Source organism: Pseudomonas maioricensis (assembly GCF_022790535.1).
In the GTDB taxonomy this organism is placed as follows: Bacteria; Pseudomonadota; Gammaproteobacteria; order Pseudomonadales; family Pseudomonadaceae; genus Aquipseudomonas; species Aquipseudomonas maioricensis.
In genome coordinates this window covers 65,337-88,973 of the sequence record NZ_LOHG01000016.1, presented here as the reverse complement: position 1 = coordinate 88,973, position 23,637 = coordinate 65,337, and the positions used below count along the sequence as shown (strand labels likewise).

The window sequence follows — 23,637 nt, the reverse complement described above, 5'->3', positions numbered from 1 at the left end:
CATTTCACCTGGTACACCGCGATCGCAGCCTTCGGCAGCTCCTACAGGTCCTATGTATGCTTCGCGACAGCGGTGTGTTGTGGACACAAGGCGCGCTCCTACCGTGCGGTTGTGCTTCTTCAGACAAAAAAACGGCGATCTCAAGGTCGCCGTTTTTCATTTCAAACCAGCTGAATCACTTACCGGTATAAATCTGATCAAACACCCCACCATCAGCAAAGTGGGTTTTCTGCACGGTGCGCCAGTCACCAAAGGTCTTCTCTACAGAGAGAAAGTCGACCTTCGGAAAGCGATCAGTGTATTTCGCCAATACCGCTGGGTCGCGTGGACGCAGGTAGTTGTTGGCGGCGATTTCCTGACCTTCCGGGGACCACAGGTATTTCAGGTATTCCTCGGCTGCAGCACGGCTGTTCTTCTTGTCGACGACTTTATCAACCACGCTCACTGGCGGTTCGGCTTCTGCGGACACGCTAGGATAGACCACTTCGAATTGGTCACGGCCGAACTCGCGGGCGATCATTTCCGCTTCGTTTTCAAAGGTGATCAGCACGTCGCCGATCTGGTTGGTCATGAAGGTCGTGGTTGCGCCACGGCCGCCCGTATCCAGAACCGGTACGTGTTTGAACAGGTTGCCCACGAACTGCTTGGCAGCCGCTTCATCACCGCCATTCTTCAGGGTGTAGCCCCATGCCGAGAGGTAGGTGTAGCGGCCGTTACCCGAGGTTTTCGGGTTTGGCACGATGACTTCTACGCCGTCCTTGATCAGATCGGGCCAGTCCTTCAACGCTTTTGGATTGCCTTTGCGGACGATGAACACGGTGGCCGAGGTGAACGGTGCGCTGTTGTTCGGCAGGCGGGTCACCCAGTTCTTGGGAACCAGCTCGCCATTGTCGGCCAAGGCATTGATGTCGGTGGCCATGTTCATGGTGATGACGTCAGCAGGCAGGCCGTCGATCACCGAGCGTGCCTGTTTGCTGGAGCCACCAAACGACATCTGCACAGTGATGTTTTCTTTGTGCTCGGCTTGCCAGTGCTTCTGGAACGCAGCGTTGTAGTCCTTGTAGAAGTCACGCATAACGTCATACGACACGTTGAGCAAGGTCGGGGCGGCGTGGGCCGCGCTGCCGAAAGCCAGGCCAGCGGCCAGTAACGAAGCGGCGAAAAGTTTGTTCACTGCGCAATTCCTTTTTGTGGATCTACAGACATTGATGGCCAGATGTTGGTGGCCAGATGTTGATGGCCGGATGTTAATGGCTTAGTGCCCGCGACTATAGCCGGGCAGGCATGCGCCCTTAAAGACTTAAAAGGCATTTGCTTATGCCTTATTTTCAACCCGCGGGAACAGCGCGTTGCCGCAGCGCGAGCAAAACGCCGCGCCGTGTTCGTGACTGTTCTTGGCGCACACCGGGCAGTCGTGCTTGAGCTGTTCGCCGCGCATGGCCGTAGCCAGCTCGGCAGTGAAGATCCCGGTGGGTACGGCGATGATCGAGTAACCGGTAATCATCACCAGTGCCGAGAGCATCTGGCCGACTGCCGTTTTGGGCACAATGTCGCCGTAGCCCACGGTGGTCAGGGTCACAATGGCCCAATAGATGCCTTTCGGAATGCTGGTGAAGCCATGCTCGGGACCTTCGATCACGTACATCAGCGTGCCAAATACCACCACCAGTGTAGAGACGCTGAGCAGAAACACGATGATCTTCTGTTTGCTGCCACGCAGCGCCGATAGCAGGTAATTGGCCTGTTTCAGATAGGGGCTGAGTTTGAGTACCCGGAAAATCCGCAGCATCCGGATTACCCGCACGATCAGCAGGTATTGGGCATCGCTGTAATAGATCGCGAGGATGCCGGGCACGATAGCCAGCAGGTCCACCAGCCCGTAGAAGCTAAATGCGTATTTCATGGGCTGTGGCGAGCAATACAGGCGCAGCAGGTATTCAACGATGAATACCGCAGTGAACGCCCATTCCGCGTATGCCAGCCAGTTTCCGTAGTGGGTATGGACGGCGGGAATGCTGTCGAGAACGACGACAATCAGGCTGCAAAGGATGGCCACCAGCAACGTCTTGTCAAAGCGCCTTCCGGCAGGGGTATCGGTCTGGAAGATGACAATGCGTAACTGTTCGCGGCGGCTGATGGTGCTGTCCATGATGGATTCCGAATTGAAGATCGGAGCAGTCTACGCAGATTTTCAGGGGCCGGCCTGCACTCACAGGTTGGCTATGGTCTCAAACTCATGATGGACCTGTGGAACCGAATTTATTCGGGAAGGCGGTATTTCAGACGATACATAAGCTGCGGATGTACCGTCCCTTTCGCGAATGAATTCGCTCCCACGGGAGATTGCACACGAACATGAAATCTCCCACAGGTTTTTGCGCCCGTTGCTAAACCCGGAACTGCCTCAACAAACCATTCAACTGCTCGCTCATCTCACGCAAGTGCGCGCTTGCTCCCGAGGACTGCTCGGCTGCAATAGCGGTGCTTTGCGACAGTTGTGCCGCCTGGGTAACGTTCTGGTTGATGTCTTCAACCACATGGGATTGCTGCAGTGTCGCGCTGGCAATCGATGCATTGAGGCTGTTGAGGTTGCGCAACGCCTGGCTGATCGACGTCAGACTTTGCCCGGCCTGATTGGCCTGCTCGATGGTCAGCTGCGACGAGCGGCTGCTGTCGGCAATGACTTTTACCGCTGCATCAGAATGAGTCTGCAAGCGCTCGATCATGCCCTGAATTTCGGCCGTCGACTTTTGGGTGCGTTGGGCCAGCAAGCGAACCTCATCGGCCACCACCGCAAAGCCACGTCCTTGCTCCCCGGCCCGAGCCGCTTCGATCGCGGCGTTCAGCGCCAGCAGGTTGGTCTGCTCGGCAATCGAGCTGATCACCTCAAGTACGCCGCCGATTTGGGTACTTTCCGAAGACAGCGTGCGAATCACTTCCACCGCTTGATTGATCGTGCCGGACAAATGATCGATCTGGCGCAGGCTGCTGTCGATGTTGACCTGGCCCTGATGTGCCTGAGATTCGGCGTCGCGCATTTCGTTGGCGGCATGCTCTGCATTCTTGGCTACATCCTGAACGCCATAGGTCACCTCGTTGACGGCGGTGGCCACCAGCTCCATTTGCTGCGACTGTTGCTGGCTGCGAGCCTGAGCTTGTTCAGCGTTGATGCCCAGGTCGGAGGATGCCTTTTCGAGGCCGTTGGCAGACGCTTGCAATTGGGTGACGACGCCGCGCAGTTTGGCGGTGAAGGCGTTGAAATGTCTGGCCAGTTGAGTGATTTCGTCGTTGCCCTGGGTTTCCAGGGTGCGCGTCAGATCACTTTCACCACTGGCAATATTGGCCATGGCTTGTACTGAATCGCGAAGAGGGCGGACGATGCTGCGCGCGATGAGGATCACCAGCAGGGCCATGACCGCGATGATTGCCAGGCTAAACAGCGCTGCATTGATTGTCTGCTGCTGAAATTCTGCTTTAACGTCGTCGACGTACACACCTGAGCCCAGGATCCACCCCCAAGGCGCGAACAGTTTGACGTAGGAGATTTTACGCACTGGCTCACTGGCGCCTGGCTTGGGCCAGCGATACTGGATCATGCCTGCGCCTTTTTCCTTGGCCACGGCAACCATTTCGTTGAACACCGCGAAACCGTCCGGGTCTTTTATCGCCGACAAATCCTGACCGACCAGCTTGGCGTTCATGGGGTGCATGATCATCACTGGACGCATATCGTTGATCCAGAAGTAATCGTCCTTGTTGTAGCGCATGCCCCGAATAGCATCCAGCGCCTGTTTCTGGGCTGCATCGCGGGTTAGCGCGCCTGCTGTTTCCAATCCTTGGTAATACTCCAGGATGCCACTGGCGCTCTGCACCACGTGCATGGTCTTTTCCGCCTTGGCGGCATAAAGATCCGTATGCACCTGTTTGAGCATGGCGGCTGCCAGGATAAACAGCATCAGTACGGAGACGACGAGGATCAGCCAGAGTCTTCGGCTGATGGATAAGCTGCGCATAGTCATGACCGGTTGCTCCGTTTTATTTTTTTATTGTTTCGAACGCTTTGCGCCATGGGTTCGCAGTGAAGGCGAGTCCTGAGCCGATGATAGCCTTTTGATGCTTGCCGTCTAGCCTATCGCTACTAAAGTGGATGTCGGCGCTGAAAGGATAAACCTGAGCCGTCGGTAGGAATTTTCTCGAAATGTCGTTCGGTATAGCGAAAGGCTTACACGAAGAGGGGAGTTCCGCTCTTCTAACGGTCACATTTGCGCAGTACATTGGATCCATAACCGCAGCGAAGGAAGCGCTTCGGGATCAGGGATGATCGACCATTGCCAGGACGGCTACTGACAGGATGTTGGAATGGTCATGCAAAAAACCCGCTTCGGCGGGTTTTTTGTTGTCTGCGGGAAATGGAGTTGTCTTTCGTACATCCCTTTGTAGGAGTTGCCGAAGGCTGCGAACAGCAGTCTGTCAGGAGCAGTGCCTTCGCAGCCTTCGGCAGCTCCTACAAGACCTATTCAATCCGGGGCGCAGCCCTTTAGCACCAGCCGGATAATCGTCTGGGTGGCGGCTTCGTAGTCACTGTCTTCCAGCTTCGTCTTGCCGGTGACGGTCGATATCTGCCAGTCGAAATCGGCGTAGGTCTGGGTCGCGGCCCAGATCGTGAACATCAGGTGATGAGGGTCCACAGGGGCAATCAACCCGTCGTCGATCCAGCCCTGGATGCACTCGATATTGTGTTTGGCCTGGCCGTTGAGTTGCTCCACCTGCTGCGCAGACAGGTGTGGCGCGCCATGCATGATTTCGCTGGCAAACACTTTGGAGGCGAAGGGCAGGTCGCGAGAAATGAGTATCTTCGAGCGAATATAAGCGCTGAGCACCTCGGCAGGTACGCCATGACGATTGAAGGGCGTGGAGGCCCGCAGGATTGGCTCGATGATGCTTTCGAGCACTTCGCGGTAGAGGTTTTCCTTTGACTTGAAGTAGTAATAGACGTTGGGCTTGGGTACGCCAGCCTTCGCTGCTATATCGCTGGTTTTACTGGCGGCAAAGCCTTTGTCGGCGAACTCCTCACTGGCTGCACGCAGGATCAGCTCTTTGTTGCGCTCGCGAATACTGCTCATAAACCAGAGGTTTCCTTGCCCGATAGGCGGTTGCGCATGGTAGCACCGGCTTCACGGGCCTCTCAAGATTAGCCATTTGCGCAACGTTGATGGTGAATCAATTGCGCTACGGTACCTCTATAGTGATCACTTACGATTGCTCAAGGATATTGACCGTGGCTGCTGGAAGCTTGCTGACCCTTCTGGATGACATCGCGACGCTGCTCGACGATGTCTCTCTGGCTGCAAAGAAAACCGCCGGGGTGCTTGGGGATGACCTGGCACTCAACGCGCAACAGGTCACCGGTGTTTCTGCCGACCGCGAATTGCCCGTGGTATGGGCAGTCGCCAAGGGATCCCTGATCAATAAAGCGATTCTGGTGCCTGCCGCACTGTTGATCAGCGCCTTCGCACCGTGGGCGATCTTGCCATTGTTGATGATTGGCGGCGCCTACCTGTGTTTCGAAGGCTTCGAGAAAATCTCCCACAAATGGCTGCATCCGGAGACCGCGCAGCAGCGTCAACAACGTAAGGAAGCTGCGACTGATAAAAACGTGGACATGGTTGCATTTGAGAAGGAGCGGATCAAAGGTGCGGTTCGCACTGACTTCATCCTCTCCGCAGAAATCATCGTGCTGGCGCTTGGCGTCGTGTCCACCCGACCGTTTCTTGATCAGGTTGGCGTGCTGGTGATCGTTGCAGTCTTGATCACTGTCGGCGTTTACGGTTTGGTGGCGGGCATTGTGAAGCTGGACGATCTTGGCCTTTATCTGAGGAAAAGTGCCAAAACGGCCGTTCAACGTATTGGTTCAGGCCTGCTGTGGCTGGCCCCTGTGTTGATGAAAATTCTGTCGATTGTAGGGACTGCCGCCATGTTCATGGTCGGCGGCGGGATTCTCACCCATGGTGTGCCTGTTGCTCATCACTGGATTGAGGGCGTAACCGAGCATGCGGCCCAAGCGGTCGGTGGTTTTTCGATGGTTGTGCCTACTCTGCTGGACGCAGTCGCCGGTATCATCGCTGGTGCGTTGGTCCTGCTGCTGGTCACGGCGGTGGGGAAAGTCTGGAAACTTATCAGGGCCTGAATGGCTGGTCGACTTGAATGAATAGCCCACTGTTTTCAAGTGTTGTCGCGTACGCCCAGCAATGTGAGCGGCAGTTGGTAGAGATCCTGCATTTGCGGCCCAATCTGGATCGCAAGCAGGTCTCGACCTGGGTCGATGAGCAAAGCCACGCGCAAACCGAGCGTGATCCATTGGAATTGTTGCGTTCGATCAATGCGAAAGTGCGGGCCGGCAAGCCGTTGCCGTGGGAGTAGGTACGCAAAACTCTGGGCTCACGAAATTTCTGTGGGAGCGAGGCTTGCCCGCGATGCATGAGACGCAGCCAGAAGACATACCGCGTAATCATTTATCGCGAGCAAGCTCACTCCTACAGATTTCGTATGTTTATCAGAAGAACACTTTCACCAGCAAACTTGCGGTGTTCTGGTTGGTATCAAAGAACTTGGTGTCTTCAATGCCGTATTTGTCGGACCAGTAATCGTATTCAATACCTACATACAGTTGGCGCTCAGGCAAGCTCATTGCCTTACCCAGGTCGTACTTGATCTGTGGGTTGATGTGCACGTTGGATTTGTATTCGCCGTTGTGATCGGACTTGTTGTCTACCACCCAGTCGATGAAACCATCGATCAGGATGTCGGATTTACCCACCGGGATCGTGTAGGACCAGACGGGAGTGACCTGCCAGGCGCCGTAGCCTGCACGGTGACCATCGGTGTAACGCTTGTAGAAGTTCAACTGGAAGTAATCAAAGCCCGGGATATTCAGGTCAAAGCCTGGACCGATCAGGTAGGACTCATTGTCGCCTTCGCCGAACTCGTAAGTGGCCGCCAGCAAGACATCAGAGATCGGGCCGAACTCGAATTTCTGACCAAAGATCTTGCCCATGGACAGGCGCGGGGAGATTTCACCGTAGTAGGTGTTATCGCCGTTAGTAGCGTCGCCTTTACCGTTGTAGAAAATCTTGTCGATGAACAGAAAGTTATCGCCGTATTTCCAGCCGTCAGCATGTTCAAAAGTGAAGGTTTGCTGGTTTGACGGGTTGACTGCGAAGTCGCGACCGTTCAGATAAGTCAGGCTGTTGCTCTGCCATTGCAGCAAGCCGTCGGCCATGCTTTGCCCGGACGCCAGCAGGCTGCCGGCAACTATCGCGCTGGAAATAATACGGTTCATTCAATGCTCCCCTGATGGATCGATATGGTCTTTTTGGGTGCTCTTTTGTAGGCACCTTTTCCGCAGTTAAAACATGTCTGTTTGGTCAACTTTGACTACATAGCAAGAGCTGAGCCAACGCTGATTGAAAAGCGCACAAAAGCGCTATCGACTGCATTTTTTGCAGTCAATGGAGGCTTTTTTCAGAAAACATGACTCTTGACCGGTCGGTCAGTTAGTTGTCTGTTCAGTCAGCATTGCAACGTGGCTGGTTTTAACGCGGCGGCGGAGGATATTGGCTGGGGAAGTTTCGTGCAAGTGCTCTGGGACAGGGCAGGGCGAGCAATTGTGGGGCGTGCGTGGAAGTTTCATTGGCTTGCTGTAGGAGCTGCCGAAGGCTGCGATGGCGGTGTATCAGGAAGATTGCCATCGCAGCCTTCGGCAGCTCCTACAGTTAGTTCGGCCAGAGATCAGTGGGTCTGCGCACCTGTAGTCACCCATGCTCCAATCAACTCCCGCTCCTGCTGAGTCATCTGGGTAATGTTGCCCAGCGGCATGATCTGCGAGGTAACGGCCTGAGCCTGAATGCGCGGCGCCATTTGTTTTATCTGCTCTGCAGTGTCGAACATCACACCGGCAGGTGCAGTGCTGAACAGCTGGCTGGTGGGCCTGGCAGAGTGGCAGACGGTGCAGCGTTCATGAATCACGCTCTGTACCTTCCCGAAGTCCACACCTGGACTGGCAGCTGCAACCTCGGCAACCGGTTCTGGCGGTGCTGGCCGCACTTCATCATGTCGATAGCCGCCAATGGCTGTGCCTGGGAGTGGCTGATATTCGATCTTCGCGGCTTGAGCGGGTTGGGGCATTGACGCGGGACCGGTGACATACGCCAGGCAGATCATGCCCAGAGCGGCGACGGGCAGGGTCCAGGCGAATTTATGGCTGTTGTGTCGCGTATTGAAATAATGGCGGACCAGTACCGCCAGCACGCCGATCCCGGCCAGGATCAGCCAGTTGTACGGACTGCCGTAGGTGCTCGGGAAATGGTTGCTGATCATGATGAACAGCACCGGCAAGGTGAAGTAGTTGTTGTGGCGTGAACGCAGCAGGCCTTTGGCGGGCAATGAAGGATCTGGTGTGCGGTTCTCGGCAATCGCGGCAACGAGGGCTCGTTGGGCGGGCATGATAATGCGGAACACGTTGCCGACCATGATCGTGCCGATGATCGCGCCGACATGCAGATAAGCACCGCGACCGCTGAACACTTTGCTGAAACCGTAGGCGGCAGCAATCACCAGCACAAACAGAATCAGGCCGAGCAGGGCGGGGCGTTTGCCCAGCGCCGAATCGCAGAGAAAGCTGTAAACGAACCAGCCGACGAACAGCGAACCCAGCCCTAACGCAACGCCTTCAATACCAGACAGGCTGCTGCCCGGTGCAAGCAGATAAAGGGTTGGGTTGGCGTAAAACACCACGCACAGCAGTGCAACGCCCGACAGCCAGGTGAAATAGGCTTCCCATTTGAACCAGTGCAGGTTCTCCGGCATGGTCGGCGGTGCAAGTTTGTATTTCTCCAGGTGATAGATGCCGCCACCGTGAATGGCCCATAAATCCCCGGACAGACCCTCGCGCGGGTTGACCCGGTTCAGGTTGTTTTCCAGCCAGACAAAGTAGAACGATGCGCCGATCCAGGCGATGCCGACAATCATGTGAATCCAGCGCACGCTGAGATTCAGCCATTCCATCAAATGTGCTTCCACGGTGCTTACCTTTCGCCTTGCGTCACTTGTCGGACGTTCAGGCCCTTACGGGTGGGGGTCGAGAACCAGCTTCTGGCTCTCAGCGAAAAAATGCTCATCGCAGTTGTTGCCATTTCCACTGCGATCAACCACCAGGAAGTCATCCCGCTTTTCGATCGTCAGCACCGGGTGGTGCCAGACGCCGCGATGGTAATTAACACCCTGCCTGCCGTTGGTAACGAAAGCGCGGGTCAGCTCTGATTCAGGTTCATCGCCAATGGGCGCGACCACGATCAGAAAAGGGTTGCCGAGCAGCGGCACAAACGCCTGACTGCCCTGCGGATGGCGCTCCAGCATGCTGATGATCAACGGCATCTGCAGCGCCTCGGCACGGAAGATACTGATGATTGCCTTATCGTCCGGCGTTGCAGTTTGCACTTCTGCCAAACGATGAAAACGCTGGGTCGAGCCGTTATTGATCATGAAGTGATCGCTGCCGTCGGTTTCAATGACATCACCGAAAGGGGCAAAAGCTTCTTTGGTTAACGGCTCGATGGTCAGTGTGCGCATGCTGGGTCTTCTGTTCTTTTGGAATTGATCAAGGCCCTGTAGGAGCTGCCGAAGGCTGCGAAGGCGACTCAACTGACACACCGCTTTCGCAGCCTTCGGCAGCTCCTACAGGTAATACGTTACTTCGAAACTTTACCCAACACCCGAAGACGACTCACGCCACCATCCGGAAATACATTCAGACGGATATGGGTGATCGGCCCCAGCGCCTTGATCTGCTCGGCGAACTCGTGCTCGGCGTGCATGCTCAGTTTCTGGCTTGGCAGCAGTTCACGCCAGAACAGGCTTTGGGTTTCGATCTGGCTGTCGGTGCCGCCTTTGACGAATGCGCCTTGAATGGAGCAGCTATCCGGGTAGTTGCCTTTGAAGTGCAGGGTATCAACCACGACTTTTTCCACTTCACCGGCATGGCCCAGAGCGATGATCACCCAGTCGTTACCTGGCGTACGGCGACGCGCGGTTTCCCAGCCATCGCCCATGTTCACACCACGACCTGGGTTGAGGATGTTGCTCATGCTGCCGTAATGTTCATCCGAGCATGCCAGGGCGCGACCGCCGTTAAGGGCAGAGACCAGATCAATCTGTTCGGTTTCGCCTACGGCTGACCAGTCACGGAACGGCACGCCGTACACGCGCAGACGCGCAACGCCGCCATCGGGATAGATGTTGAAACGCAGATGGCTGAAGGCTTGTTCGGCGTTGATTGCGTGGTAGTGATGACTGTCGCCATTCAGTTCCACGGCGGACAGGATTTCAGTCCACTGAGTGTTCTCGTCCGGATCGCCGCTGGCCAGGAAGCACGCTTCCAGCGAGGCAGAAGGCGGGTAGTTGCCGGTGAAGTACGACGTATCGATATCCACACCCTTGATCGAACCCGGCACGCCGAGCCGGATCACTGCGCTGTCATAACCCTCGAAACGCTTGCGACGCGATTCCCAGCCGTCCATCCATTTGCCGTTGTCGTCAAATACACCTTCTTTCCACACCGCCGGAGTCGGTTGGAAAAGGCGGTTGGCGTCGGCGAACCAGTCGTCGGTCACGGACAGGATTTTAGTGCCCAGGCGCGCATCGGCCAGGTTGACGAACTTCTCGAAGGGTGCGGCGTAAGCTTTCATTCTTTTAGGTCTGCCTTTTTGATCAGTGGCCTGGGTGGGCGGTTAGAGGGCTTGCAAACGAAACAGGGCAATCTTGTTGATCTCGGCCAGCGCGCACGCAAATTCGGCGTCGGCCGGATTATCAATGCGGGTTTCAAATGCTGCGAGTATCTGATGCCGGTTACTGCCTTTGACCGCCATGATGAACGGGAAGGCGAATCGGGCTTTGTAAGCGTTGTTGAGTGCGGTGAATCTCTGAAACTCTTCAGCTGTGCACTGATGAATGCCAGCCCCCGCCTGTTCGCTGGTGCTGGCTTCGGTCAACTGGCCTTGCACAGCGGCTTTACCGGCCAGATCCGGGTGAGCATTGATCAGCGCCAGTTGCTGCGCGCGGTCGGCGTCAAGAAGTATTCGGCTCATGCGCGCATGCAGTGCGTCGATATCGTCCAGTTCGTTAACCTGACCCTGATCGTAAGCGGCGGCAGCGACCCACGGCGAATGCTCATAGATGTCGGCAAACGCGGCAATGAACTGATCCCGACTCAGCGTTGAAGGTCGCAGTGACTGGAAGCGGCTCACTGTCCGTTCTCCGGCTGATAAGGGTGTTCTGCGTGCCAGTGACGGGCAATGTCGACCCGTCGAGTAAACCAGACCTGCTCGTGGCTTTTGGCGTATTCGATGAAGCGTTTGAGAGCGGCCAGCCGTGCCGGGCGACCGATCAGGCGGCAATGCAAACCGATGGAAAGCATTTTCGGCGCGTCGGCTCCTTCGGCGTACAGCACGTCGAAAGCGTCCTTGAGGTACTGGAAAAACTGATCGCCATTGTTGAAACCCTGCACTTGGGTGAAGCGCATATCGTTGGTGTCCAGGGTGTACGGGATCACCAGATGCGCTTTGCCAGTCGGGTTGTTCGGCTCCCAATAGGGCAAGTCGTCATCATAGGTATCGCAGTCGTAAAGGAAACCGCCTTCTTCCATGATCAGCCGTCGCGTGTTGGGGCCGGTGCGGCCGGTGTACCAGCCCAATGGGCGTTCGCCGGTGATCTCGGTGAGGATGCGGATCGCCTTGAGCATATGCTCGCGCTCCTTGGCTTCATCCATGTACTGATAGTCGATCCAGCGATAACCGTGGCTGCAAATCTCGTGACCGTCGGCAACCATCGCGCGAATGACGTCCGGATGACGCTGGGCAGCCATCGCCACGGCAAAGATCGTCAGCGGGATATCGAATTGTTTGAAAAGCTTGAGGATGCGCCACACGCCTGCGCGGCTGCCGTACTCGTAAAGCGATTCCATACTCATGTTACGCTCGCCCTGCAGCGGTTGAGCCGAGACCATTTCGGACAGGAACGCTTCGGACTCCTTGTCACCGTGCAGGATGTTGCGCTCGCCACCTTCCTCGTAATTGAGCACAAAGGACAGTGCGATGCGCGCATTACCCGGCCAGCGTGGATGGGGCGGGTTGCTACCGTAACCGATCAGGTCGCGAGGATAGTCAGCGCTCACTGCAGTCTTCCTTATGGACGGGGGGACAGAGACGATAACGGGATTGTATACAAAGCATCTGGCCGTTTGTCACTCTGTTCTAAAGGCCGGTGGCCTTGGTTACTTTGCAAGAGACGTGCAAGAAACTTGCCTGACTGGTCAGAATATCGTGGAAAACTCCAATTAATTCCTTGAGTCCCGTTGAATCGGGATCGCACAGGGTTTGAGTGGTGCTGTGCATGAGCGCAGTGCTTTTAATTGTGTACAGCTTTTTACGAAAGTGTCTTAATTCGGTATCTCTCTGGGGGCGCGGGCACTCAAATGGTGCGGTCACCGGATTTCAATTCTCAGGATGGAGCGCTGATCTGCAATGGGTAAATTGACGACGCATGTTCTGGACGCTGCTCATGGTTGTCCCGGCAGCTCCATAGCCATCGAACTCTACCGGGTCGAAGGCTTGAACCTTGTGAAGGTGGCTTCTGCCACAACCAATGCCGATGGCCGCTGCGATGCGCCGCTGTTGCAAGGGGATGCGTATCGGTCCGGGGTCTATCAACTTCAGTTTCATGCCGGCGATTACTACCGGGCGCGGGGCGTAACGCTGCCTGAACCTGCGTTTCTGGATGTGGTGGTATTGCGCTTCGGGATCGACGCGGAGCAGGAGCACTACCATGTGCCGCTGCTGATTTCCCCCTACAGCTATTCGACCTATCGCGGCAGTTGACCACTTGCTGGCTCCAGCAGGATTTGCTTTAGCCCCGCAATGCCGACCTCATGGTGATGCTGTTAATTTTTAAAATGCACTTCGGTCAACACGCGATAAATATGTAGTCCCTTTGCAGGCCTGCGCTTCTTCAAGCTCCAGCGACTTTGATCAATGGAGCATGACCCAGTGAATGACTCACAAACGACAGCCGTCCCTGTAACCAGTGACGAATGGACCGGCCTGGTCCGCGACCTGGTGGTGTTCGACAGCCTCCCGCCGAGCTTCCCCGAAGACCTGAATCAATCCCGGATTACTGAGCACCTGCAGCGTATTTTGAACTACGTGGGGAGCGCGTGTGAGCAGCTCGATGCCCTTAATACCTACCAAAGCTGGCGCAGCCGCTTTCACGGCGCTGCTCGGGCAGTCAACAGTCTGTTGGAGGCGCTGGATCGAGCGGATCACATCAGCAACGAAGTGCTCCTGGCAGTCACACCACAACTGGTTGAACAACGTCAGGCCGGGTTGCTGGCTCAAGCGCAATTGCAGGTCTGCGAGGGCACACTGAGCCCGGCTGATTTGCAGGCGCTTCAATACGCGCTGGGGCTTGCCGATGAGCCCGAAGACAACGTGGTACACCTTGAGGTCGGCCTGGGTGATCCGGAGGAACCTGTCGTTTTTAATGGTGCGTTTATTGTCAGCACAGAACAGTCCCTGAAGAATCCGGCGCTTGACGAGCCTGCCTTGTTGTTCGTGCCGGGGCTGGAGGGTGGGCTGCAAAAATTTGCTTCATTGCAGGGTTTGAAGGAGCAACTGGTGTTCACGTTGGGGGCGGGCGACGAAGTCAGTCTTTGGCAGCATGTCAGTGACGCACAGCGTACATCGGCGATGGCCGCCCCGATCAAGCTGACTACCCGAGTCATTACGATGCAGCCTGTTCTCTATGGCGTGAGCCGCCAACTCAGGGTGTTTGAAGCTGACAGCCACGCTCAACAGGCGCGGACTGGCGAGGCGAGCATGGCGCAGCGAGAAACGCTGGCCAGGCTGCATCGGGAGTTGGCCCACGCCATGGGCGTTGCGCTCGACGAAGCACGTGAGCGAGCCATCGACCTGATCGCCGAACAGCAGAGAACAGCCGAGCTGGTGCCGCAGCTACCCGCCTGGTTGCTCAACGCATCTTTGGAAGTCCGACAGGACTACGCACAGAAGCTGATCGAATTTCACGCTGCGGCGGCGCGCCTGGAATCCAGCCTGGAGGCGCGATTGCCGACCTTCGAGGTCTTTACCGCGCGGTGTGTGAGTGCGCGGGTCAAGCAGGATCTGGGGCTGGATATCGATACGGATCAACTGGTGATCGATCTCCCGAAAAGCGTCCACAAGCACGTCGACATCGATCCGCAGTATGGCAGCCCGTTGCATCACAAACCCTGGACAGCCAGCGAGGCACGGGTTCAGTCAAGCCTGTCAGAGTTGGCCCGTCAGAATTTCGATGACAAGGACGAACATACCAAAGCCCGCATGGGCATGGTGAGAGTGTCTTATCCGCCGTCGCCAACACTATCAGGCTTGCAAGGAATCAACGGTGATTACCTGCTCAGGATCGTGCCGCAGCTTGACGTCGCCGGGCAATACCGCACGCTTCTGCGCTCTGTGTTTCGCCTGCGTTCACCGGCCTCTTCCAGCGATGCTGAATTGATGCTCGGTGCCTATGAGCAGCAAATCGTGCTCGACGGTTTTTGCGCCCGACAGCGCGGGCGTTTGAGTGTGGCGGGGTATGCACTGCTTAACCAGGCCGCGCGCGCCAGATCCACGTCGACACTGAGCGCTGCCGGGGTTTATATCAGTCGATTGGTGTTCAAGCCCGGTCAGGCCGTCACAGGAGCGCGCAGCACCCGGACATTGCAAGGCTTGAGCGTCATCGAACATCCGGCCAGCGGCAAGGTTCTGGTCTATTTGCCGAACGTGCCGGACGGTGAATGCTTCATAGAGACCGACAGTGTGCAGGATGCTCGCCAACGCCTGATCAGCAGCCTGCTGCGTCTGCCTGCCCGGGTCGCCTGGCTGGCTTCCTGCGTTGAAGAGGCCAGCGAGCATAAAACTGCAGAGGGCTACATCCATGAGGCATTGCGGCGCGGCTTCGAAGGTTTCATCGCGATAGTGCCTGCCCTCGACCTGTTGCTCAGTGAACAGCAGCTGCATTTACGTGAAGACCTGCTGTATGAGCATTCCCGCCGGGTAGCGCGCAGCAATCATGATCTCAAGGGCGAGGCCAACGAGCGCCGCAACGGGGTGTACCTGCTGTTTTTCAGAGGCGTGATTTCCTTCGTTCCGGGGCTTGGTGTGCTGTTCAGCGTGCAGGACGGCTGGAGCGATGGTCACGCCTCGGCGAAGGCTTTTCGTGAAGGCCATCTTGATGAGGGGCTGCTGCTGGCAGGGAGCACCTTGATTTCAATGCTGGACGTGTTGCTTTCAGTCATCCCCGCAGGCTCCACCGTGACCGCGCTCGCAATCCTTGCGCGTCGTGCCACCCGCTTGCGTCAGGCCGCCGGGCTGACCCGCCCGCTGCCCTCAATGGCCCGCCGCTCTTATGTCGTCAAACCTTTCATCGGTTATGAAACTGATATATCCCTGCTCAACGCAGTGCCTCAAGTGGGGCGCGATGCCGGTACCTGGCTGAAAGACGGTGAGCTTTTTATCTATCGCCAGGGCAAGGCCTATCAGGTCTACCGACGACCGGGCGAACAGACATTGCGCCTCAAGAAAAGCGCGGCGCATGGCTACGAAGCGCCTGTGCGGCAGCTTGGGGGACAATGGGTCTACCACACCGATGTCGGCCTCAGGGCGGGAGGACGTTCGTTCGTCGCTGAAATACTGCTGGTCGAAGCCCGTGGTAGCGTTTCTAACCGCAAGGGTGCTCGTGAACTGTTGGATCAGTTTGCTTTTCCTGCCGATCAACAGCAGCGTATGGAATTGCTGCTGGCCGAGCATTACCGCAAGACCAAAACCTTGCCGGATTGGGCTGAGCAATACCGTCGACCGCAAGAGGCGCTGGCCGCACCTGTACCGGTCAAGCGCAAGGAGCCTGATTCGCCGCAGGTCGAACCTGACCGTCGTCCTCCCCAGCCTGTTGCCGGCCCGTCGCGGCCTGACACCAGCGTGGATGCATGGACGGGCTGGGAAAAAACAGTCGATAACCTGACACTCATGGACCAGGTCAGCTTCAACCCGCCTGTCTTTCGGCTCGACTTCACTCACGACTATGACCTGATCCGTATCGGCCAGAAATTTTACGAAATACTGCCAGCAGGCGGGCAACGCCGTACTAACACCGCGTTCATTCGTAACCCGTCTACTCAGGCTCCTTGCCGTAACTTTGCGGAACTCAGTGAAGTGCTTCGGCGTAACCCCAATGCTCAGCCATTGATGGCAAAGTATCAGCCTGCGACTGGGCAGTGGGCGGTCGAAGGGCCGCTGTTCAACAGGAGAATCGAGACCTATGTCGCTGAAGCACGCCCGGGATTTACCGATATAACAAATATTGTCCTGGCGCAAAAACTGTACGAACTGGCCGACACTTCCACCTCGACCATCACTGCAACACGGATGATCAATGTGAAGGCAACCCTGAATGCCTGGCGAGCAGGTCACGGCGCGCCACTGGCGCATTTGAACGACCCGTTGCTGATGCTTAACAAAGCGCAGCCGGTCTGGGAGAGTGGCGCGCGTTGGCGCTGGAATATCAGCTACGAGAGTTCGCTGCATACTTTTGAGCGTCTTGATTTTGCGACCGACAATCCCGTGACCGTCGAGTGGCTGATCAGGCTCGTTTCCGATGCTGGGGGCGGAGCAGGTTCGGCCGGGCTTCGGGGCTTGATGAGTGACGTATTGGGCCGTAACGGCTACACAATTCTTCACAACGAACTGAAAGCGGGTGGACGTGATTTCATTGCGTTTCGGCGAGCCGGGCAGGACGAGGTTTACCTGCTTTATCTTCGCCGCGCGCAAAACTCGACGCTGACGACAGTCTCGGCTGCAGAGCCCTTCAGCACCGCGCAAGGAGACGGTTTGGTGGGGCTTCTGACGGCAAATCACGCCGGTCAACCCATCGCGCAGATCCTTGAGCAGGCTGCGCAACAAGGCAAAGTCATCAAACTCATGGGGGGAACCAATGTGGTCAGCCAGTCCAGCCATGGCACGCAGGTTTTCGTCATCCGCCTGTCCGATGACTTCTCGATAAGCACCCGCTAAATGACCTGAGGTACGGGACATCGCGTCGTGCCGGCGCGATGTCAGCCCCTCGCCACTTAGGACGTTCGTGCGCTGTGCACCATTTCCCCGGCCGAGTACGTCTCGCGTACCGTTCGGTCATCCCCCAGTGTCATCAGCACGAACACTGTCTCGGCGATGTCTTTGGCTTGTTTCAAGCGGTAGGACAGCAGCGGCGTGGCGTGGTAATCCAGCACCAGAAAATCCGCTTCGTTGCCCACTTTCAAGCTGCCAACCCTATCATCGAGACGCAGCGCCCGAGCGCCGCCCAGGGTGGCCAGGTACAGCGATTTGAACGGGCTCAGTCTGGCGCCCTGCATCTGCATGACTTTGTAGGCTTCGTTGAGGGTTTGCAGGATCGAAAAGCTGGTGCCGCCGCCTACATCAGTGCCCACGCCGACGTTGACCTTGTGCTTTTCCGCCATGGGCAGGTTGAACAAGCCGCTGCCCAGAAACAGGTTTGAAGTAGGACAAAACGCAATGGCCGAACCTGTTTCGGCAAGGCGTGCGCATTCGGCGTCGCACAGGTGCACGCCATGGGCAAACACCGAGCGCTCGCCCAGCAGTTTGAAATGGTCATACACATCCAGATAGCCGCTGCGCTCGGGGAACAGGGCCTTGACCCATTGCACTTCCTCGACGTTTTCGCTGATGTGAGTCTGCATGTACACGTCGGGATACTCGGCGAGCAGTTTCCCCGCCAGCGTCAGTTGCTCCGGGGTGCTGGTCGGCGCAAAACGGGGCGTGACCGCGTAGTGCAAGCGGCCTTTGCCGTGCCAGCGTTCAATCAGTGCCTTGCTGTCGGCGTAGCCCGATTCTGCCGTATCAGTAAGGTAGTCCGGGGCATTGCGATCCATCATCACCTTGCCTGCGATCATCCGCAGGTTCAGTTTTTCTGCCGCCGCGAAGAATGCCTCCACTGACTCTTTGTGCACGCTGCCAAACACCAGTGCCGTGGTGGTGCCGTTGCGTAGCAATTCTTTCAGGAAAATGTCCGCGACCTCGGCTGCATGCACCGGATCAGCGAACTGTTTTTCGCAAGGGAAGGTGTAGGTGTTGAGCCAGTCCAGCAGGCGCTCGCCGTAGGAACCGACCATGCCGGTCTGGGGCAGATGGATATGCGTATCGATGAACCCAGGAGTGATCAGAGCGTCCTTGTACTCAGTCACTTCGACGTCGTCACCAAGTGTTTTCAGCAGTTCGATTGCGTCGCCAAGGGCGCAAATCTTGCCGTCCTCGACCAGCATCAGGCCATCAGCGAAGTACTGGTAAGACGCTTCGATGCCGACTTCGGCCGGATCGTCGATGCTGTGCAGGATGGCGGCTCGGTAGGCTTTTTTACTCGGGTTCATAGAGGTCCTGTCAAACAAAACGCAGCGATCTTGATTTGAAATACTTTCTGTAGGAGCGCACGAGCGGCGCGAGGCCGCGATGGCGGTGTGTCAGGTAGAACGCAATCGCGGCCTCGCGCTGCTCGTGCGCTCCTACAGGGGAGCGTGCAGCGCAACAGCACGGCTGTCATTGCGCCTGACTGCGGCGTGAAACCGGCAGCAGTTTGGCAACGGGTTCGGCGCTCGCGCCGTGCTGGCCGAAATTGACGTTGTAGGTGGCGATGATTTCGGCGGCAATCGATACCGCGATTTCGATGGGTAACTTGCCTTTGACTTCGGTAAGGCCCATCGGGCAACGCATGCGCTGGACCAATGCTGGATCAATGCCGCGATCCCGCAGCCGGTGTTCGAATTTGACCCGCTTGGTCTTCGATCCGATCAGGCCGAAATAAGCAAAGTCGCCACGCTTGAGAATCGCGGCAGTCAGTTCCAGATCCAGTTGATGGTTGTGGGTCATGACGATGCAATAACTGCCTCTGGGCAGTTCATCGATTTCATCCAGTGGGTCTTCTGCCAGGACCTTTCGCACGCCAGTGGGGATCTGTGCGGGAAACTCCTGCTCCCGGGAGTCGATCCAGCGCACCCGGCAGGGCAGGCTGGCCAGCAAAGGCACCAGCGCCCGGCCCACATGACCGGCACCAAACACCGCGATCTGCGCCTGGGGCTGGCCCATGGGCTCAAACAGCAACACGTTTACGCCGCCGCAGCACTGGCCAAGGCTCGCTCCGAGGCTGAAGCGCTCCAGTCGAGTATTCTGGTTACCGCTGACCAGCATTTCACGGGCGATTTCCATGGCTTTGTATTCCAGATGCCCGCCGCCAATGGTGTCGAAAATCTGCTCTGCACTGACCACCATCTTCGAACCGGCATTGCGCGGCGTTGAACCACGCTCTTCGATGATGGTGACCAACACGCAGGCTTCACCCCGGGTTTGCAGGTCGGAGAGGGCGCTGATCCAGTTGTTCATGGTTTTGCCTCCGGGCTTACCACCGGTGTCGAACTTATCGCGAGCAAGCTCTGCTCCCACAGGGAACCGCGATCTGATGTGGGAGCGGTGCTTGCCCGCGATAAGTGCGACTCGGTCTTACGCATCTGCTCACACCCCCACAACACCCGTTCCGGCGTGGCAGGCGCGTCGATCTGCGGTTGATGGTGATAATCAGCCAGGCTTGCCACTGCATCCTTGATCGCGCACCAGGCCGAGATGCCGAGCATGAACGGTGGTTCACCCACAGCCTTGGAGTGGAACACGGTGTCTTCCGGGTTCTTGCGGTTTTCCACCAGTTTGACGCGCAGGTCCAGCGGCATATCAGAGACTGCCGGAATCTTGTAACCCGCAGGACCGTTGGTCATTAGCTTGCCTTTATCGTTCCACACCAGCTCTTCAGTCGTCAGCCAGCCCATGCCCTGAATGTAGCCGCCTTCGACCTGGCCGATATCAATAGCCGGGTTCAGGGATGCGCCCACGTCGTGGAGGATATCTGTACGCAGCATCTTGTACTCGCCGGTCAGCGTGTCGACGATCACTTCACTGCAGGCGGCGCCGAAGGCGAAGTAGTAGAACGGCCGACCCCGTGCCTGACTGCGGTCATAGAAGATTTTTGGCGTCTTGTAGTAACCGGTACTGGACAGCGACACCTGCCCCATCCATGCGAGTTGTGCCAATGCCTGGAACGACACAATCTGTTCGCCAGCCCGAATGTGCCCGTTGCGAAACTCTACGTCTGTCGCTTCGACCTCGAAGTGCTTTGCAGCAAATTCCACCAGGCGCTGCTTGAGGATTTCGGCCGCGTTCTGCGCTGCCTTGCCGTTCAGGTCTGCACCGCTGGAAGCGGCCGTTGGCGAAGTGTTAGGTACTTTGTCGGTATTGGTCGCGGTAATCTGAATCCGGTCAACGTCGACCTGAAACACCTCGGCGACTACTTGTGCGACTTTGACGTTCAAGCCCTGACCCATCTCGGTGCCACCGTGGTTCAAGTGGATGCTGCCATCGGTGTAGATATGGATCAGCGCTCCAGCCTGATTGAGAAAGCTGGCGGTGAAGGAAATGCCGAATTTGACCGGGGTCAGCGCCAGGCCTTTCTTCAGGATCGGGCTGCTGGCGTTAAAGGCCCGTATTGCTTCCCGACGCTCGTTGTATTGACTGCTTTGTTCCAGCTCGGCAGTCATTTCTTCCAGCAGGTTGTGCTCGACAGTCTGGTAGTAGTGGGTGACGTTGCGCTCGGTCTTGCCGTAGTAATTGGCTTTGCGCACAGCCAGCGGATCCTTGCCCAGGTAGCGGGCGATGGAATCCATGACCTCTTCAATAGCGACCATGCCTTGCGGGCCGCCGAAGCCGCGATAGGCCGTATTTGACGCTGTGTGGGTCTTGCAGCGATGGCCATTGATCGTCGCCTCACCCAGGTAATAGGCGTTGTCAGCGTGAAACATCGCGCGGTCAACAATCGAGGCGGAGAGGTCCGGCGAGTAACCGCAATTACCTGCCAGATCCAGTTGAATGCCCTGGAGGCGTCCATCGTCATCGAAGCCGACGTCGTACTCAATGTAGAACGGGTGGCGCTTGCCGGTCATCAGCATGTCTTCAATACGCGGCAGACGCATTTTGGTCGGTTGCCCGGTCAGGCGCGCGATCACTGCACACAGGCAGGCCGGGCTCGCCGCCTGGGTTTCCTTGCCGCCAAAACCGCCGCCCATGCGGCGCATGTCGACGACGATTTTGTTCATCGAAACGTCCAGCACTTCAGCGACCAGTTTTTGCACCTCAGTGGGGTTCTGGGTCGAGCAGTACACGATCATGCCGCCGTCTTCGGTGGGCATTACTGACGATATCTGGGTTTCCAGATAAAAGTGTTCCTGGCCGCCGATGTGCAAATTGCCCTGCAGGCGATGCTCGGCAGTCTCCAGTGCAGCAGCTGAGTCACCACGTTTGTGAGTGTGACTGTCGAGCACGAAATGTTTGTCGCGCAACGCCTGGACCACATCCAGAACCGGCTCGAGGTCTTCGTATTCGATCACGGCGGCCATGGCTGCCTGGCGCGCGATGTCGAGGCTGCGAGCCGCGACGGCGAGCACCGGCTGGCCCACGAACTCCACCTTGTCGATGGCCAGCAGTGGGTCGCCGGGCAACAGAGGGCCGATGTCTTTCAGGCCGGGAATGTCTTCGTGAGTAATGACAATCCGTACGCCATCAAACGCGTAGCAAGGAGCAGTATCGACGCGGATGATCCGGGCATGAGCACGGTCCGAAAGGCGCGCGTACACATGCAACTGATTAGGGAATTCAAGGCGGTCGTCGATGTACACAGCCTCGCCGGACACGTGTTTATCGGCGCTGTCGTGTTTGACGCTGCGGCCAACGCCAGTGGTCAGGTCCTGTTGAAACAGGGCGATCATTTCGGCCTGTGACTTGATGACTGAATGATTAGACATAAGCCGTCACCCGCGTCTGGAGGTGGGGTGTCTGCAACTCGATGAAGTATTTGCGCAACAGGTTTTGCGCGCTGAGCAGGCGATATTCCTTGCTGGCGCGAAAGTCTGACAGTGGCGTGTAATCCTCGGCCAGGGCTTTACACGCGCCTTCGATGGTTGCAGATGTCCAGGGTGCGCCAATCAGTGTCCGTTCGCAGGCCGATGCGCGTTTGGGAGTCGCCGCCATGCCACCAAAGGCAACCCGCGCGTCGACAATAATGCCGTCCTCTATTTGCAGGTTAAAGGCTGCGCACACGGCTGAAATGTCGTCATCCAGGCGCTTGGAAAGCTTATAGGCGCGGAACGTTCGACCGACTCCAGGTTTGGGCACAATAACGGTTTCAATGAACTCACTTTGCTGGCGTGCCGTGACCCGGTAATCAATGAAGTAGTCTTCAAGCGCCAGGGTGCGGCGAGTGTCGCCCTTGCGCAGTACGATCTGCGCGCCCAATGCGATCAACAGAGGAGGGGAATCGCCAATGGGTGATGCGTTGCCGATGTTGCCGCCCAGCGTTCCCTGATTACGGATCTGCAAAGAGGCGAAGCGCTGCAGCAGTTCGCCAAAGTCCGGGTACTCGGCATTCAAGGCCGCGTAGCAATCGGTCAGCGGCGTAGCGGCGCCGATTTCCAGTCGATCGTCAAAGTGTTCGATGCGCTTCAGTTCGGCGACGTTGCCGACGTAAATCATCACCGGCAGCGGCTTGTGGAGCTGAGTGACTTCAAGTGCCAGGTCAGTCCCGCCAGCCAACAGCCTCGCCTGCGGGTTGGCTTCATACAACTGCGCCAGATCGGCCACGGTCTGCGGCACCATGCAACGCTTGTCGCCATCGTTCAGTTCGCCAGTTTGCGTCGGCGCAATGCTGCGCAGCCGGGCGATGGTTTGTGCCTGGCGCGCATCGAACTGGTCGGGCTGGTGTTGGCTGCACGACTGCTCGGCAGCCTCCAGAATGGGGCGGTAACCTGTGCAGCGGCAGAGATTCCCGGCAAGTGCCTCATGGGTTTTATGACTGTCAGCGTGTTCATTGTTCTTCTGCAGGGCGAACAACGACATCACAAAGCCGGGCGTGCAGAAGCCGCACTGCGAACCATGGCAATCGACCATGGCTTGCTGAACGCTGTGCAGCTTGCCTTGATGCTTGAGGTCTTCAACGCTGATCAACTGCTTGCCGTGTAATGACGCAACAAAGGTCAGGCACGAGTTCAAACTGCGATAACGCAAGCTGTCCTGACCGTTCTGCGCGGTTTGCAGTTCGCCGATAACTACCGTGCAGGCACCGCAATCGCCACTGGCGCAGCCTTCTTTGGTGCCGGATTTGTGCAGCTGTTCGCGCAGGTAGTTCAGAACCGTCAGATTAGGGTCCAGGTTATGTTCGGTGCGCAGCTCATTGTTCAAGAGAAATTGGATCACGGAAGGTCCTCTACGCGTTACTGCTTGTCATCGAACATAAGGTCGAATTTATCAGGTCTGACTTTTCGGTCAATTTGTTTCTGACTCTTAGGTCAGGAAGTGTCGTTTTTAGATCGGGTGCCGGTTATAACGCGTTGAAAATGCGACGAACTGACATGATCTGTTGAACGTTTTGCTTATTTCGTGCCAGTTTCCA

General features: G+C 57.0%; 18 protein-coding genes. 4 read left to right on the top strand and 14 right to left on the bottom strand.

Annotated features, from left to right (window positions below; all coding sequences use genetic code 11):
• Positions 1-175: 175 nt before the first annotated feature.
• From AUC61_RS21420 to AUC61_RS21405, 4 genes are all read right to left on the bottom strand, one after another.
• Entirely contained in the window at positions 176-1,174 is a 999-nt protein-coding gene (locus tag AUC61_RS21420) for a sulfate ABC transporter substrate-binding protein (protein WP_243248138.1), read from the bottom strand.
• Positions 1,175-1,315: 141 nt separating this feature from the next.
• A complete protein-coding gene (locus AUC61_RS21415) occupies positions 1,316-2,149 on the bottom strand; it encodes an ion transporter (RefSeq protein ID WP_243248137.1) in 834 nt (277 codons plus the stop codon).
• A 238-nt stretch (positions 2,150-2,387) separates the two neighbouring features.
• Complete coding sequence (locus AUC61_RS21410) at positions 2,388-4,019, bottom strand: methyl-accepting chemotaxis protein (protein ID WP_243248136.1); 1,632 nt, start codon at positions 4,017-4,019, stop codon at positions 2,388-2,390.
• A gap of 498 nt (positions 4,020-4,517) precedes the next feature.
• Positions 4,518-5,123: a TetR/AcrR family transcriptional regulator gene (locus AUC61_RS21405; protein WP_243248135.1), complete on the bottom strand. Its 606-nt coding sequence runs from the start codon at positions 5,121-5,123 to the stop codon at positions 4,518-4,520.
• A gap of 155 nt (positions 5,124-5,278) precedes the next feature.
• Between AUC61_RS21405 and AUC61_RS21400 the strand changes: the two genes are divergently transcribed.
• The gene (locus tag AUC61_RS21400) at positions 5,279-6,187 is read left to right on the top strand and encodes a DUF808 domain-containing protein (RefSeq protein WP_243248134.1); all 909 of its coding nucleotides are present in this window, start codon (positions 5,279-5,281) and stop codon (positions 6,185-6,187) included.
• Between the two features lie 17 nt (positions 6,188-6,204).
• Positions 6,205-6,420 carry a hypothetical protein gene (locus tag AUC61_RS21395; RefSeq protein ID WP_243248133.1) on the top strand — a complete coding sequence of 72 codons (216 nt, stop codon included), beginning with the start codon at positions 6,205-6,207 and terminating at the stop codon, positions 6,418-6,420.
• 133 nt (positions 6,421-6,553) lie between these two features.
• Here the strand turns inward: AUC61_RS21395 and AUC61_RS21390 are convergent, their stop codons facing one another.
• From AUC61_RS21390 to puuE, 6 genes are all read right to left on the bottom strand, one after another.
• Positions 6,554-7,339 carry an outer membrane protein OmpK gene (locus AUC61_RS21390; RefSeq protein WP_243248132.1) on the bottom strand — a complete coding sequence of 262 codons (786 nt, stop codon included), beginning with the start codon at positions 7,337-7,339 and terminating at the stop codon, positions 6,554-6,556.
• Positions 7,340-7,788: 449 nt separating this feature from the next.
• Positions 7,789-9,078, bottom strand: coding sequence for a urate hydroxylase PuuD (locus AUC61_RS21385; protein ID WP_243248131.1), 1,290 nt, complete (start codon positions 9,076-9,078; stop codon positions 7,789-7,791).
• Between the two features lie 45 nt (positions 9,079-9,123).
• Complete coding sequence (locus AUC61_RS21380) at positions 9,124-9,627, bottom strand: ureidoglycolate lyase (protein WP_243248130.1); 504 nt, start codon at positions 9,625-9,627, stop codon at positions 9,124-9,126.
• A gap of 119 nt (positions 9,628-9,746) precedes the next feature.
• Complete coding sequence (alc, locus tag AUC61_RS21375; protein ID WP_122665627.1) at positions 9,747-10,742, bottom strand: allantoicase; 996 nt, start codon at positions 10,740-10,742, stop codon at positions 9,747-9,749.
• A gap of 42 nt (positions 10,743-10,784) precedes the next feature.
• A complete protein-coding gene (uraD, locus tag AUC61_RS21370; RefSeq protein ID WP_243248129.1) occupies positions 10,785-11,300 on the bottom strand; it encodes a 2-oxo-4-hydroxy-4-carboxy-5-ureidoimidazoline decarboxylase in 516 nt (171 codons plus the stop codon).
• Positions 11,297-12,226, bottom strand: a complete 930-nt coding sequence (gene puuE, locus AUC61_RS21365) for an allantoinase PuuE (RefSeq protein ID WP_243248128.1) — start codon at positions 12,224-12,226, stop codon at positions 11,297-11,299. The genes uraD and puuE overlap by 4 nt, the downstream gene beginning before the upstream one ends.
• Before the next feature lie 349 nt (positions 12,227-12,575).
• Here puuE and uraH point away from each other — a divergent pair, with 349 nt between their 5' ends.
• Complete coding sequence (uraH, locus tag AUC61_RS21360; protein ID WP_243248127.1) at positions 12,576-12,929, top strand: hydroxyisourate hydrolase; 354 nt, start codon at positions 12,576-12,578, stop codon at positions 12,927-12,929.
• Positions 12,930-13,097: 168 nt separating this feature from the next.
• The gene (locus tag AUC61_RS21355; protein ID WP_243248126.1) at positions 13,098-17,156 is read left to right on the top strand and encodes a dermonecrotic toxin domain-containing protein; all 4,059 of its coding nucleotides are present in this window, start codon (positions 13,098-13,100) and stop codon (positions 17,154-17,156) included.
• 56 nt (positions 17,157-17,212) lie between these two features.
• On the opposite strand, the gene guaD is transcribed toward AUC61_RS21355, so the two are convergent.
• The 4 genes from guaD to xdhA form a co-directional block, all read right to left on the bottom strand.
• The gene (guaD, locus tag AUC61_RS21350; RefSeq protein WP_243248125.1) at positions 17,213-18,526 is read right to left on the bottom strand and encodes a guanine deaminase; all 1,314 of its coding nucleotides are present in this window, start codon (positions 18,524-18,526) and stop codon (positions 17,213-17,215) included.
• Between the two features lie 166 nt (positions 18,527-18,692).
• Positions 18,693-19,532 carry a xanthine dehydrogenase accessory protein XdhC gene (gene xdhC, locus AUC61_RS21345; RefSeq protein WP_243248124.1) on the bottom strand — a complete coding sequence of 280 codons (840 nt, stop codon included), beginning with the start codon at positions 19,530-19,532 and terminating at the stop codon, positions 18,693-18,695.
• The gene (xdhB, locus tag AUC61_RS21340) at positions 19,529-21,994 is read right to left on the bottom strand and encodes a xanthine dehydrogenase molybdopterin binding subunit (protein ID WP_243248123.1); all 2,466 of its coding nucleotides are present in this window, start codon (positions 21,992-21,994) and stop codon (positions 19,529-19,531) included. Before xdhB ends, xdhC begins: the two co-directional genes overlap by 4 nt.
• Positions 21,987-23,441 carry a xanthine dehydrogenase small subunit gene (gene xdhA / locus AUC61_RS21335; RefSeq protein WP_243248122.1) on the bottom strand — a complete coding sequence of 485 codons (1,455 nt, stop codon included), beginning with the start codon at positions 23,439-23,441 and terminating at the stop codon, positions 21,987-21,989. Before xdhA ends, xdhB begins: the two co-directional genes overlap by 8 nt.
• Positions 23,442-23,637: the final 196 nt, after the last annotated feature.

Coding starts and splice junctions, on each gene's coding strand:
- uraH (WP_243248127.1), top strand. CDS start 12,576: ATGGGTAAATTGACGACGCATGTTCTGGACGCTGCTCATGGTTGTCCC.
- AUC61_RS21410 (WP_243248136.1), bottom strand. CDS start 4,019: ATGACTATGCGCAGCTTATCCATCAGCCGAAGACTCTGGCTGATCCTC.
- guaD (WP_243248125.1), bottom strand. CDS start 18,526: ATGAACCCGAGTAAAAAAGCCTACCGAGCCGCCATCCTGCACAGCATC.
- AUC61_RS21380 (WP_243248130.1), bottom strand. CDS start 9,627: ATGCGCACACTGACCATCGAGCCGTTAACCAAAGAAGCTTTTGCCCCT.
- AUC61_RS21390 (WP_243248132.1), bottom strand. CDS start 7,339: ATGAACCGTATTATTTCCAGCGCGATAGTTGCCGGCAGCCTGCTGGCG.
- AUC61_RS21415 (WP_243248137.1), bottom strand. CDS start 2,149: ATGGACAGCACCATCAGCCGCCGCGAACAGTTACGCATTGTCATCTTC.
- AUC61_RS21395 (WP_243248133.1), top strand. CDS start 6,205: ATGAATAGCCCACTGTTTTCAAGTGTTGTCGCGTACGCCCAGCAATGT.
- alc (WP_122665627.1), bottom strand. CDS start 10,742: ATGAAAGCTTACGCCGCACCCTTCGAGAAGTTCGTCAACCTGGCCGAT.
- AUC61_RS21405 (WP_243248135.1), bottom strand. CDS start 5,123: ATGAGCAGTATTCGCGAGCGCAACAAAGAGCTGATCCTGCGTGCAGCC.
- xdhC (WP_243248124.1), bottom strand. CDS start 19,532: ATGAACAACTGGATCAGCGCCCTCTCCGACCTGCAAACCCGGGGTGAA.
- xdhB (WP_243248123.1), bottom strand. CDS start 21,994: ATGTCTAATCATTCAGTCATCAAGTCACAGGCCGAAATGATCGCCCTG.